Origin of the sequence: Gordonia mangrovi, assembly GCF_024734075.1 — a bacterium.
In the GTDB taxonomy this organism is placed as follows: domain Bacteria; phylum Actinomycetota; class Actinomycetes; order Mycobacteriales; family Mycobacteriaceae; genus Gordonia; species Gordonia mangrovi.
Genome location: NZ_CP102850.1, coordinates 2065740 through 2079076, shown reverse-complemented (window position 1 = coordinate 2079076; position 13337 = coordinate 2065740). Strand labels below are relative to the sequence as shown.

General features: G+C 64.3%; 12 protein-coding genes. 2 read left to right on the top strand and 10 right to left on the bottom strand.

The features are described from left to right. The first annotated feature begins 1158 nt into the window (after positions 1–1158). A complete protein-coding gene (locus NWF22_RS09490) occupies positions 1159–1890 on the top strand; it encodes a hypothetical protein (RefSeq protein WP_160904551.1) in 732 nt (243 codons plus the stop codon). 115 nt (positions 1891–2005) lie between these two features. Here the strand turns inward: NWF22_RS09490 and NWF22_RS09485 are convergent, their stop codons facing one another. The 4 genes from NWF22_RS09485 to NWF22_RS09470 all read right to left on the bottom strand — a co-directional run bounded on the left by NWF22_RS09485 (position 2006) and on the right by NWF22_RS09470 (position 6237). After that, entirely contained in the window at positions 2006–2560 is a 555-nt protein-coding gene (locus tag NWF22_RS09485; protein WP_160904550.1) for a hypothetical protein, read from the bottom strand. 531 nt (positions 2561–3091) lie between these two features. After that, positions 3092–4297 carry a hypothetical protein gene (locus tag NWF22_RS09480; RefSeq protein ID WP_160904549.1) on the bottom strand — a complete coding sequence of 402 codons (1206 nt, stop codon included), beginning with the start codon at positions 4295–4297 and terminating at the stop codon, positions 3092–3094. 19 nt (positions 4298–4316) lie between these two features. Further along, the gene (locus NWF22_RS09475; RefSeq protein WP_160904548.1) at positions 4317–5423 is read right to left on the bottom strand and encodes a hypothetical protein; all 1107 of its coding nucleotides are present in this window, start codon (positions 5421–5423) and stop codon (positions 4317–4319) included. Between the two features lie 184 nt (positions 5424–5607). Further along, positions 5608–6237, bottom strand: coding sequence for an MspA family porin (locus NWF22_RS09470; RefSeq protein ID WP_258321371.1), 630 nt, complete (start codon positions 6235–6237; stop codon positions 5608–5610). Between the two features lie 461 nt (positions 6238–6698). Here NWF22_RS09470 and NWF22_RS09465 point away from each other — a divergent pair, with 461 nt between their 5' ends. After that, on the top strand, positions 6699–6905 hold the full coding sequence (locus NWF22_RS09465; RefSeq protein ID WP_258321370.1) for a hypothetical protein: 207 nt from the start codon (positions 6699–6701) through the stop codon (positions 6903–6905). Positions 6906–7581: 676 nt separating this feature from the next. Here the strand turns inward: NWF22_RS09465 and NWF22_RS09460 are convergent. The 6 genes from NWF22_RS09460 to NWF22_RS09435 form a co-directional block, all read right to left on the bottom strand. After that, on the bottom strand, positions 7582–7977 hold the full coding sequence (locus NWF22_RS09460) for a hypothetical protein (RefSeq protein WP_160904546.1): 396 nt from the start codon (positions 7975–7977) through the stop codon (positions 7582–7584). Positions 7978–8092: 115 nt separating this feature from the next. Beyond that, entirely contained in the window at positions 8093–8578 is a 486-nt protein-coding gene (locus NWF22_RS09455; RefSeq protein WP_202399119.1) for an Ltp family lipoprotein, read from the bottom strand. Then, positions 8575–8754 (bottom strand): hypothetical protein, encoded by a 180-nt coding sequence (locus NWF22_RS09450; RefSeq protein WP_160904545.1) that lies wholly within the window; start codon positions 8752–8754, stop codon positions 8575–8577. The genes NWF22_RS09455 and NWF22_RS09450 overlap by 4 nt, the downstream gene beginning before the upstream one ends. A gap of 634 nt (positions 8755–9388) precedes the next feature. Beyond that, entirely contained in the window at positions 9389–10795 is a 1407-nt protein-coding gene (locus tag NWF22_RS09445; RefSeq protein ID WP_160904544.1) for a plasmid pRiA4b ORF-3 family protein, read from the bottom strand. Positions 10796–10829: 34 nt separating this feature from the next. Further along, complete coding sequence (locus NWF22_RS09440; RefSeq protein ID WP_160904543.1) at positions 10830–11453, bottom strand: TY-Chap domain-containing protein; 624 nt, start codon at positions 11451–11453, stop codon at positions 10830–10832. Positions 11454–11483: 30 nt separating this feature from the next. Next, positions 11484–13187 carry an ATP-binding protein gene (locus NWF22_RS09435; RefSeq protein WP_160904561.1) on the bottom strand — a complete coding sequence of 568 codons (1704 nt, stop codon included), beginning with the start codon at positions 13185–13187 and terminating at the stop codon, positions 11484–11486. Between the last annotated feature and the right edge of the window lie 150 nt (positions 13188–13337).

Here is a 13337-nt window from a genome sequence, read left to right as displayed (position 1 = left end):
CGGTCCCGGATGCGGACCGAGATTGTCACCGCGACCAGGCCCGTCGACTCCGCCTCCGGGCCGGGGCCCGGGAACTGGGTGCGGCGGCCGCACGTGACGGTAACCGGTGTTGGGCGCGCCATCGGCATCGTCCCTGGCAGAACCCCGCATCCGATTGTGATCTGCCTTGTCAGTCTCCCCTCGCGGGGCGGATCTTCCGAAGAGTTGGGAGCGCCGCTGTTGGTGCCCGTTGGCTGCCTTGTCCTCGCGGCGCTTCTTCTTCGTTCTGCCGCGATCACGCGAGTCCCCTGACGAGGTGGTGTCGCGATCCGCGGTCCCAGGAGTGGCCTTGTGGGGACTGCGATCGGGCTCGGCTGCTCGTGCGCGTGGCCTGCTCGTCTTTGGCCCGGGTGGGGCGCCGGAGCCGGCATGCGGCGATGACGCGCCTGGACCTGGCGAACCTGACCGGGACTTCGGCGCATCGTTGCGCGGCTGCATCTTCTTGGCGGTGGCGCCATCGGTGGAACTGGTCCGACCGGAATGCGGGACCTGACCGGCACCCGCTTCCACGGATACACCGCCGCCGGTGGCGAGGCATATCCCTACGAGTACAGCGACTGCTCTGCGCACCGCAACTGCGGAACCCAACGTCTCGCGGGCCATTGAAACTCCTCTTGTTGAGATGGATCTGCCCTTGGCGATGGGACAACGGCACGATCTCGCGGAGCGCGAATTCATCGGCATGGCGCATTTCTGGTTCGATCAGTAGAGATGCGGCAAATGTAGGTCGGCCGAGTCGCGGCCGGAAGTGCGGAGCGGAAAGGTGGCAGTGTCTGAACGACACAGGGCGAAAGTTGCAGCTGCTGGGGAACATTCTGGGGTCAATCAGGTATCCAACCGGAAGGGGTGAGGTGTGTTTCGGCGCCGACGAAGGGAACAGACTCAGCTGAGAGTCGTCGGCGCCCAACCTGCCAGCGTCGGTTCGATCGAGCAGAACGGCATCACCTACATGACCGTCGAGTACGACTACCAGTTGGAGAAATCTGACGTCCGTGTCGCCGGCGTCGACAGCGTCCAACTGCCATTCGACAACGCGCCGACCTGGGCTCCTGTCGACCACGACGAGGTTGCATGGCTTGCTCAACGCGGTGTGCCGGTTCCGGACCCAGGGAGCAGGCAATGACATCGAAAGAACAAGCTCGCCACAAACACGTGACTCTGGCCATGTGTATTGCCGCCGTGCTGGTTCTTGTGGCCGCGTGCAGTTCCGGGGATACGACGGTCGCTCCCTCCGGCACGAGTGCGTCCACTGCGGCTACCGACCAGCGGTTGCTCCAGAGTTCCGATCTGCCCGACGGATATGACATCTACCCGGGAAACTCGTCTCAGGAGCTGAGTGACACCCAGATGCAGATGGTCACCAGCCGTGAATACGATCCGGCCGAGTGCGCAGACCTCTACCGACAACAGGCTGATGCAACTGCCGCTTCACAGCGCGTAGGAATCTATGCGGAGAAGCGTGCACCATCGGCACCCTCATTCGGCGACTTCATCATTCGTGGTGGTCAGTCGTTGATGGATGTCGAAGACTTGTTCTCGCGCTGTGGGGACCACACCGCAACGGTGCCCGGCGAGGGCCGCATCACGATGGTTTCGGAGACCGTGGAACCGCCTACGGATTTCCCAGCTTCTGCAACATTCGCGGTCCACAGCACAGTGGAGACGGTACCTACCGATCCCGAGCAGGTGGCGACCAAGCAGCAGAGCCTGATCGGTTACGCGGAGTTGCCAGGTTCGGACTCCGTCGTGCAGTTCTACTCGGAGGTTTACGGCTACGACAGTGCGATCGATGGTGAGCAGTTCTGGAACCTCTTTCGAGAGGCGTATCTGCGGGCAGCCGTGCAGGACTGACGGTGTACATGTCGCCCTCGGCGCCGCGGACACGACGGACGCGCCGGCATCTGGGTAGCGCATCGCCGTCGCTCTGGTGGGGGCGAAGGTGAAATGGGCATACCGCGAGCAGCACTCAGCCCAGATCCATCGCACTCACCCGAACCGCCGTGTCGTTGAGGAAGCCCACCTGCGCCGACAAGTTGGCGTGCACCTCCTGCAAGTACTGCCACTGCGGGTCGGGCGCCGACGGGATCGGCATGTCGTAGCCGTCGGCCATCAAGCGGTGGTGCCGGGCGTGATCGCGCAACACCTTTGCGTACTGATCGAAGTCGACGGCCAGTTCGGCGAGCTGGGCGACGTTGCCCAGCAATTCACGCCAGTTCTGCTCCACCCGCTGCACGCGCTGATCGATCGCCGCCTGCAACGCGCGCCCGACATCGGAGGTCGATTCGGGCTTCTCCAGCGAGGACCGAATCCACCAGATGCGGTGGCACTGATGGCTGATCGTGTAGAGCGACGAACTGATTTGCTCGAGCAGGGTGCCGGTGTAGATGAGGTCGCTGCGCACCACGGGCGAGGCCTGGATGGTCTCCACCAGCAGCACTGCGACGCCGAGCAGTTCGGCTTCGGGACGCAGGAGTGTCAACGCGCCGGCGAGCGCACCGTAGGCGGGGACGCGCGGCGCCATGCGGCCACGGAAGACGTGATTAGCATGTCAGAATGCAAGGCGCGCAGGGTGGTTGGGCTCGCGCGCTCAGCCTTCTGCCAGCTGCCGCAAGCGTAGAACCTGACCGACCCCGAAGCCGGACTGCGCGTCTGTCCACCGACGTCAGCGGAGGTCGACACATCACCGGCCACGTAGACCTGGTAGTGCACCTCCGGAGGCTGGCCTGGTCGGCCTGGTTGGCGGGCAGGTGGAAGTCGAACCGACTCCCGCCGGGTTGGGCTACCAGCACAGGGATGCCCACGACCCGTAGCCACCAGTCCCAGGTGCGTTCGGTGGCCTCACGCGCATACGCCTCGGCTGCGGCTCGCTCAGCGCCGGTGGAGGTACGGATCTGTTGCGGCCGCGGGGCGAGCGCGCGATGAGGGTCAGGTTGGCGAGGTTTGCGCGCTCACGCCTGGGGCGCGGCGATGGCTGAGCGCGCCCCCTAGAGCTCGTCGCCCTCGCCGATCCGGATCCCGACCATGTCGCGACCTTGCGACGCCCCGCGTCCCGCTAGCCAGTAGACAGGAGCTGAACGTCCGTGACGGAGTAGGGCCCGTCCAGGAGGTCGGTGAGCCACCCGGGAGTGGACCGAGATACCTCACGACGGGACGCAATGTCCAGCTGCACAAGAGACGTGGTCCCGGAGCCTCCCACGGCAAGCAGCGCTCGGCTCGGCACCGAAGTATCCGCCGCCAGCACGCTCTCCCCGGCGGGCAGCACGAGTAACGGCTCGGAGGTGACGCCCGAGTCCAGTTGACGGACATCGGCACTCACCACACTGCCCTCCCTCGTCACGAAGCCGACGTTCCCTCCGGGCTCGCTCCAACTCGAGCCTGACGACGTCGCAGGTGACGGTAAGTTGATGTTCGGATCGAGATCGGTATGGGTCAGTTCCCCCCGTTGCTCCTGCCAGAAGTACATCTCTCGGACCGAACCCTCCGCCGCGCCCGTCGGGTAGTCGAAGAGAATCGCTGCGGCACCATCGGTTCCGCAGCTGACCGGCCAAAAGTTGGAGTCTCCGAAGGTCGGTCCGGTCCAGTGGGCCACTGCCTGCGGTTGCGGCGTCCCTGCGCTGTTGGAGTAGAGAGTGAAGTTGCCGTCGGCGATGTCTGTCGTGAACTCGCCGGCCGCGGTATAGGCCGTGCCACCACAGAATCCCGTGGACAGCACACGACCGGGAATCTCGATCCGGGAAAGCGTCCCCTGCGAATCCTGGAAGACGCCGACCGAGCCGAAGTGTCTATCGTCGCCATCACCCTGGACGCCGGAATCCGTCCACAGCACAGCGGAGCCGTCCACCGAACGCGCCGTCGGCCCTCCGTGCGCCTTCCCGTCGAGCGAAGTCGTATCGACCGACTCAGAATCCACCGCGTAAACACCCTGCCGATCGGCGAATACCAGTCCCAATGCGGTCTTTTCGATTGCTGCACGAAAGAGGCCGGCCCGATGAATGTATCCCAGGGGTTCGAACTCGGAGTCGACGACGACCAGCCATGAGTTGTCCGCGGCACTGCCATTGCGGTACTCCGGATTCGGTTGCGCGACGAGGATCGCTGCGAACGCATCGGCGGGCAGTCGATCCAGTTCGTCGCCGACCCCGGAGAGCACAGGAGCTGGCTCCTCAAGCGCCGAGCATGCCCCCGACAGCAATACCGCGAGCAGCAGCAGAACTGTGAATACCCTTCTGCTGCCACCCAACCCGTTCTTGGCGGGCACACGCACCTCCGTGTGTTGGTCAGTAGGACGTGACATGTTTGGACTGGATCAGGTCCTTCGGATAGACCGCGTTGTTTCCGACGCGGCCGTGCCATGTGTCCTCGTCGGCGTCGACGTCAATGACGTGATCGGTCTCGTGGGTCGGCTCATAGTAGGCCGCCCAGACGAGCTGCGAGCAATTGAACGACCCCACCCCCGGACCGCCCTGTCGGTTTCCGACGTAGTTGTAGCTGTAGCCCAAACCGACCTTGCTGAGGCCATAGGCCACCGCGTTCGACCGCTCTCCGCTGCTCGCGTCGTTCACCGCGTACTTCCGAGGATTCAACCGCAGCGACTGGTATGCCTCTGGAACGGCGTGGACACCTTTGTCGTTACTCGCCTCGACTGTCGCCCTGTTTGTTGTGAACAGACCATTGTGACCGTGGTTGAGCGTGTGGCCTCGGGTCGCGGTCCCGCCGCCGGTACACGAGTCGGAGTAGAAGAAGTCACCGGGCTGGCGAGCCTGGCCGACCTCCGCGTTTGCCGGCTGGCCGCATTCGTTGGAATCGACGTCGCCAGATCCCGATCCGATCGTCGGACCGCTGACGTAGCGGACGGCTCGCACCGCATTCGACCATGACCCGTCCAGTGTCTGCTGGTAGGTCTCGCCGTTCTGTGTCGCGAGGCGGATCAGCTGTCGGCGCAGCGTGTCGATCGCGATGTTGAAGTTCCGCACCGAAATGTCGGTGAGTTTGCGGATCTCGTCACTGGTCTCCGCACTGCCGATCGTGGGTTGCCCGGCGTCCACGTTGTCGGCGGGGCTACTGGTGGAGGCTGGCGGTTCGAGATCTGGCCCGTTAGAGGTTGTTTCGACGCCGGTGGGGGGAGCCTCACTGGTGGCGGTGGCGCTGTTCGTCGGCGTCTCGGTGGTGCTGGGCGCGGTGATCGTCGGAGCACTACCCCCGTCATCGCCGCTGTGGCAGATGTAGGGCGGATTGGGTGCCGGCGCGTCGTCGATGGTGGTTCCCGGATGAGCGAGAACCCATGCCTGTTTCCACGTCTGGTTGTAGGCGTTGGTTTCGCGTGTGCACCGTTCGGCTGGGGTTTCGGCGTGGACTGCGGGCACGGCGATGGCAGTGAGTGCCATCGCGGTTACTGCAACGAGGCATGCGAGAGCCAGGAGTCCGGCTTTGGTGGCACGGGAGAAGGTGGCGGGCGTAGCAGTGTGATGTCCCATAGGAGGAGGTCAGCCTTCGATCGTGGCGGGAGTGCTCGGGACGGGTGGTGTCTGCGGTTTGCAGACACCACCCGGGCAAAGACCGAGGCTGCGGTCAGATGTTCCTCTGCACGCCGTATTCGGTGTAGACGTAGATGCCGGTGTCGGTGGCCACGGAGATCTTCGCGTACGGGCGTACCTGAACCGGGCCGAATGCGTTGGACATCGACAGCTGGATGCCGGAGAGCACGATGTCAGAGGTCGGTGCGGTCATGGAGATCTCGGCCAGGGTGACGGTCTGGACCCTCCCTGCGCCGACCTGGAAGACCAGGTCGGCGGCCGGGATGACGGTGGCCTCGGCACCCGCCTGAGCGCCTAGCTCCCCGACGGACCCGCCGCCGCCGGACCCAGAGATCTGCACGTTCGGGTTGATCTTGGCGTTGACCCCGGCGTTGAGTGTCAACTCGGGTGTGTGGGCGGTGACCTGCACCCCGGTCGGGGCGACCGAGACCGGGTAGCCGATCTGATAGCCGACCTCGAGGGTGGCCCGGACCGACTCGCCGACGGTGATACCGCGGATGGCGGCGTGTACATCAGCCGACAGCATCGCTTCCCGCGAAAGCGCGTCGACCGAACCGATCGGGGTGGCCCGAATGGAGTAGGCGTCGAGATAGATGGTGTGTCCGTCGCGGGTCGGGTGAGCCGTCGCGGTTGCGACACCGCCCCCTGCGAACAATCCGGTCACCGCGCATGCCATCACACATACCGCCGTGACGACGGCCACCAAGGCCGGTGACCGTCGCCGCCGCCCCGTGCGGCCCCCCGCGGTCGGTGCACCCGGCTCACGTCCAGTCGCCGTCGCGGTCCGCGACGGCGAGTTCTGTTGTAGTGCTTTCACTTACTGTCCCCCAACCCAAGAAGCGTTATGTTTATCGGTTTCGCGATCCAATGATGCAACTGCTCGCGATTCTTGCCATCGCGTCTGGTCTCCCTGCCGACTCCTCCAGTTGCGGAGCGGGCAGGATCGCTGCATTTCGAAGGGTCAGGCTACGTATTCCACAGCCAGGTCCCCAGTAGTTCGATGAGGCACATGTTCATGAGTGGTTCCATTCGCATTGGGAGAAAACTTGCCGTCGACCACGACACCGGGTGACCGAACTGGTAAGAGTGCCAGAGTGTTTCGAGAAAGGGGTGCTGAGGTCAGCGATGTACGACGACCCGCCACGCTGCGTCCGGGGTGCCGAGACGTTCGGCACCGACGATAAGAGTCGAACCCTGATGCACGACCGCGACATGCGAGGCGCGATTTATCGTGTCCCCGAACGTAAGGCCGTTGGTACCCCGCTGCCATCGGGTCACCGCGTCGACAGCCTCCCCGACACGGGCGTGGTGCAGCACCGCAGCTTCGTCTGAGGTCACGTGCACATACCCGCCACCGGGGGCGGGAGTCACCGAGAGTGCCTCGGCGACAGGCGCGAACGCACTGGTTGCTGCCGCGGACAGCACGACCCCCGCACCAACGGCGACAACTCTCTTCTTGCTCATATTCAATGATCCCCCCAACTTCGACGACCACCATGTCGGCGGTCGCTCCGATGACGCGAATCTAACACACTATTCGACAACTGCATGTGACGGTGTGCGGTAACAAAGTCCACGTCGGGCCAAAACGGGCTCTCTCGGTGGGCGAGGGGCGTTCGGCGACCCGATCGAGATAAGGTCGGCGACGTTGGCCACCTCCACGGCCTCATCCCACCCGGAGTGGTGGCAATGACGGTGATCGCCTCATCACGATCCCCCGTCATGGACGCGTCAATCATCAACGTGCCGAGAGGTTGCGGTGTGGTGGTCATGTCAGGCCCTGGAGTCGTTTGTGGCGGAGTTGCCGGCGCGGGTTAGCAGTTCGACGAGCACAGACCTCTGACCCCGGTTTTGCTCAGCCTCGATCCGCCGATGTTGTCTGTGGCCGGCCGGGATGGGATAGACGAAATACTCTGTCTAAGTGACAAATATGAGACTTGTCTAGGGATCCATCCGCACATCAGAAAGCGATCGCGTAGATGCGATTGGAACGTCGGCGCGATGTGTCTCAGTCCGACTGCACCCGCCGATCACTCAAGATGGTCGCCACACGCTTGCCGAGCAGCTTCTCGACGGGGTAGCGGTCGATCTGCTCGAGCGTGAGCTCCGCTGTCGGGCTCATCATGCGTTTCAGATCGTCGGCCGACACATTCGGCACCTCCACGGCGACCTGCCGTGCCTCGACGATGTCGATGTTCTCGTGTGTCCACACGAAATCGGATGCGCGATGGTGATCTTCGGTCACGAACCAGTTCGCCAGGAAGGTCGAACGATTCGGGATGAGCGTCCACACCTTGCGTTGATCGGCCAACGCCCGAGCCTCCGGCCTGGTCGCCGCGAGCCAGTCCACGGTGGTGCCCCCAACTCGGGTGAGGCGCCAGAACTCCCAGCCGTCCTTGGCCATGCGGGTTCTCCTTCGTTTGCCCTCTGGTGTTCATCGCACACCGGGGTGTTGGGTCAGCGTTCGTCGCTAAGTGACTGCTACAGAGCCAGTTTCGGGCGACACTCGGTCAGATTGTTCACACACCCAGCTGGTCGGCAGCGTACGTCGCCTGCTCGAGCGTGAACTGGTCGCCGGCATCCGACGTCAGCTGCTGGATCAGCCCGGAGCGCGACATCCCCATCATGTCCAGGTACGCCTGACCGGCCTCGACAGCTTCCGCATTCCAATCCACATCACCCTGCTGCTCGATGTGGTTGACCGCGACAGTGGCGTCCTTCACCGAGAACCCATCTCCGGCATCGGAACTGAGCTGACGGATCAGCCCCTGCTTGGACATACCCATCATGTCGAGATAGGCCTCGCCCGCGCGCACGGCATTGCGCTGGCTGCTAGTCAGGCTCGGAGTCGCCGGCGCCTGCTCGGTGACCGGGGCCGGTGCCTCGGTGGTCGTGGTGTCGGCAGCCTGGGTCGCGGCGGCCGGTGCCTCCGCGGCGGCGGTCTGCTCGGCAACGGCCTGCCCGACGGGCGCGGGCGCGGAAACGCTGGTCGGCGACGCATTCACCTCCTGGGTCTCGGTGTCCGAGGTGCCGCCCAGGGCGGCACCGACACCGCGAGGATGACGAAGGCGGCCACACCGCCGACGACGATCGTCCTGCGCCGACTCCACCCCTTCTTGCCCTGAGGAGGCGTCGGCTGGCCCCACTGCGCGGTGGACATGTCGTTGTTGTGCTGAGTCATCGTGAACCTCTCCTATCTTGTGGTGCGCTGATCGACTATCGGTGGATGCGTCAGCGGTGGGTCGTGGCGACCGGGTCGTCGGATGATCTGAATCCCGCTGTGCACGAGGGCAGCATCGCTCACGTATCCGTGGACTCACTCGCCGATGCGAGCGTCGTAGGACTGTGGTTCTGGGCGTGCATTTCGATCTCTGACGAACTGACTCAGAGAGTAGAACCGAGGTCTGACAACTTTTCGCCGCCAGTTTGTTCGCACTCTCCGCGAGGGGCCACGATGAGCACCGAGATGGCCGCGGTCTGCTGCGGATCTATTCCGGGCACACGATTCGGTTCTTCGACAAGGCAGGAGTTCGACGCGTAGGAGTGCACGCCGACACCGAGCGCCGACCTCTCGGATCGCGGCACATGTCCGTCGTGCGGATCTGTAAACCATCGTGCCAAGTCGGGGCTCGCGGAGCCATCCCTGGCAGGCTGCGGACCCATGGGGTGGGTGGTCCCGCGACTGGCATTTCGGGTGGTCCCTGGGGCGCCGAGAACGGCGGCCTCAGGCCCGGCTCGACGACGACATCCGCCGTGAGGCTGTGCTGCTCTGATGGACCCGGAACTCAATGATCGAAACCCAGGCCGTCATGAGATCAGGCGCGTCGCTCGATCGGATATCCGGTCAACCCCGCCCGCGCCACCGCAACCGCGGTCGGACTGAGGCGCAACGGGTCCGGCCAGTGGTACGGCGGCGACATCGCTTCGAGTGCGTCGTAGGCGTTGCCGCTCATGCGTTGCACGTCGTACTTGTCGACGGGTTCACCGGTGCTGAGACGGTAGTCGAGTGCGTTCAGCAGTGTCGCGAGGAGTTGCGTCGGGAGCACACTGTCATTGGCGGTACCCGCGTAGAACAGGATCAGCAGTGCCGCATCGGCGCGGAACGGATCGTCGTGGCCCTTGGGGAGAAGCTTGCCGGCGATGTGGTTGGCCAGGCCGACTGGGTCGTCGATCACCTTGGCTCCGGCTTTGGTGAGCAGCAAGCGGCCCTTGAGTTTGCGCAGTAGGCCCAACCGCTGCAACGACTCTCGAAACTGCAGCACGGGCCACGCGTCAATCTCGCGACCCTTTGGATGAATCCAGTCCCGCATCTCCGGGAGGACCTCGCTCGCGGCGGCGACGTCGACCGGCTTCAGATAGCCCGCCGCCGTCAACGGGAAGCCCTCGCCCTCGGCACGCCGCAGGAACCAGATGTGGGGTGCGAGGTCGACCGAGAGTTGTTCTGGTGCAATCGATGTAGCAGGTACAAAGAGCCGAGCCGCCCGCGTCGAGATGTCGCCGGACGTGACATCGTGCTGGAGCCGGAGAAGCATATCGACGACTCGTTTGGGTACGCCGACCAACGGTAGCTGGGTGACCGGACCGGTCATCGTCGTGTTGGCGGCCTCGATGTCGAAATGAGCCGGATCGGGCAGCACCGTCGCCAATTCCTCGGCGCTGAGGAGGTGACCGCAATCCTCGGGCGGTGCCGCGCGGTCCCCGTCGACGCAGATCGCCAGCGGCGCGTCGGGCCGCGGCGGCAAGACGGCTTCCAGGCGCAGAGTCAGGGCCCAGTGATCGCCGTAGTCATAGACGTAGGTCAGGATGTCGCCGGGCTCGTGCATCGTCTCGTCGAGATACACCGACACCGCCGGCTCGCCGTCGTCCCCTTCGACGTAGTCGTGGTCGCACAGAAACAGCTCGCTTGTCGCAGCGAATGGGTCGCCACCCAGAGCGAAGCGGTAGAGGTGATAGTCCAACCAGCCGAACGCACCCTGGATCGCGCGGTGCACGAGGTCCAGCGTCATCTCCGATCGCAACTCGATGGTGCGCCAGATCGGCGGCTCCGAGTCGTCGAGGTCGATGCGGACCCGGAACACCGCAGGGTCAGGCAGCTGTGGCTTCCGGAAATGTCCTCGCTGCGGTGGTTCCGGAACCGCCTCCACGCCGGCCTGGGACGGGTGGAGGCCGCCGAGGATCACGTCGAACCGGGGGCGTGCACCGTCGGACGGGATGTCGGTCATGGGTCGAGGATAAGGGGACCCGACCCGGTGGCCATCAGTCCGCGTCGGGCAGACCGGGCACGATAGTCAGGTGTCGCCGCGGTCGGACCGGCAGGGGACTGGGGTTCGCCGGGGGAATGGTCGGCGCAGTTCTGGCTGGAGGTTCCAGCGGATGGACCGACCCGTTCGGGTCCCGCAACGTCAGCGACCACGGATACGGCACACTCCACCACTCACGAAGGAAAGCGACGCTTTGCCGTGCGACCTCGTGGTGAGCGCGGCGTCCGACGTCTCGGATGTGCTGGTGTTTTCGGGGCTGATAGCGCCACCCGGCGGCGACGAACTGCTGGTGGTATGGCGTCCACTCCTCCCGGCTGCGGTGTGACAGTGCGCTATTGGGGACGACGCACCGCACCCGTCCGGAACTGGTGGCGGTGTAGGTGAGCAGGTGCCCGTGCCAGCCCCGCTCGGGAACCTCCAACTCGATGAACTCGAACACGCCGGTCTTGAGGTCGCCGAGTCGGGCGGCGAGGTCCTCGGTGAAGTCGAGCCAGGGCTCCGGCTCGTCGTCATCGTCGAAATAGTCGACTGGCACGGTGTCCCCCTGATGCTCCTTGCCCGGACTGAAGGCGGTCCGGGCAACACTGATGGAGGGCACGCTACGCCGGGGCAGTGACATCGCTGGGAGTCGAGCGGGGAACGTGAATCCTCAGATTCGGTACGCGCGATTCTTGCTCGTCGGTGGCGCGGTGGCGTGGACTTTGCCAGCGCTGACGAGTGTTCGAAGTGCGGGTCTGAGAGTGCTCACGGGTGTGTGGAGGGACTCGGCCAACTCATGCACGGTCATGGTGCCACCGTGCGACAGTGCATCGACGATCTTGCGCTGGGTCGGGGTGAGTTCGGTTCCCGATTCCGCTTCGGGAGTCAATTCGAACGTGCCGCGCTCGTTGCGGACGATTCCTTCGCTGACGAGATCGGTCAATGCCGCCTGCGCCACCGTCGTGTCTATTGCAAGCTGGCGTCTGAGGTCGTCGACCGTCACCGATCCCAGGTGGTGGATCAGTGCAAGCGCGTTGTCGCCGATAGTGGTGCGTTGGCGGCCGCCGAGCGAATCGAGCCACTCACGGGTTTCCGGGTTGAGGAGTCCGAACCTGTCGAGCACTGTCACAAACGATGCCGGTGTGCTCTGGAAACGCGGTGCAGGCAAACCATTTTGCGTCATCTCTCCCAGCATTCTCGGAATGCCGGAGCCCGCGTTCTCACCGACGGTCTCATTCCGGTCGGCAAACGGGACCTCGGTCAGCAGCCTCGCCAGCAATTGATTCCGCGAGCGCGATTGGCCATCGAAGATCGACTCGACGTCACGACCGCCCCACAGTCCGCCAGGACTGTGAACCTCCAGACGATCCGGATACAACTCCACGCGGACTTGATCGCCGCGCGCCAGCTCGCTGTAGTCGCGATGCGTGACTGCGTTGGCAATCGCCTCTCGAATCGCATCGATGGGAATCTCTGGGACATCTTGGGCGCCAGCGCCTTTGGACACACGTCGAACACGCAGATTGCGCATGACCACGGAAACCGCGTCGTCGATCATGTCCGGTATCGATCCCTCGAGGACCGCGCGGTCGTCCATTCGTTCGTCACCGACGATCACGTCCTTACTGCCGCCCGGGTAGGAGGCGAAGCTGATCATCAGTTGAGGAAAGAACTGTTGGGGGAAACGCCCGAGTGCAAGGAGCCCTCCCAGGGTCGGTACCCCCGTGTCCCGGTCGACAACTCCCACCCGCTCCAATACATCTCGTTCCGAGGAGGTTCCGTCCAGTGCCCTGGGTCGGCTGGCCCGCAACCGTGCGACGGTTCTGGCGATGAGGCTCGAGTCCAGATCGTCGATCCGTGCCTGCATCACGGGCTCACGGTCGGCGTTGCTGGGGACAGTCAGCACCGACAATTGGAAGACCGAGTAAGTGTCGAGCCTGTGATCGCCATCCCCGACGCGCATGTAGGTGCCGCGTTCTTTGCCCTGCGCGGTGACAAAGCAAGGCTTCTCGGCCGCGGGAAGCTCTTCGACCTCGGCTACCACAACCGACGCTCCGTCGACCTCCATCTGATCGACACTCATCGCAGGGGTGGGGGTCAGCGGGCCCGCCGGTTCGCTTCCACTTCGGGGTCGCGCCACATCGGCCATCTGGTTCAGAACTCTTCGCGCATCGAAACCGGGGGCGGGTGTGAACCCGGTCGCCTCGTCGAGCCCCAGAATCACAACCCCACCGTGTGTGTTGCTGAATGCGCTGATCGTCGGCCAGAGACTCTTTCCGACGCCACCACCGCCGGACTTGACCTCGACCGTCGCGGTATCGGTCCCCGCGGTCCGTACGGCGTCGACAATGTCCTGCAGATCCGCTGGTCGCATACGCCGACTCCTTCTGACGCCTGTCACTGATCGATCAGTGTATATCACTGACGGCATCACTCATATGAGTGACGGGATCAGTGATAGAAGTGATGGCATCACTGATGTCAGTGATCGGTCGAGCAGATGCGGCCGAAGCAAATTGTCACC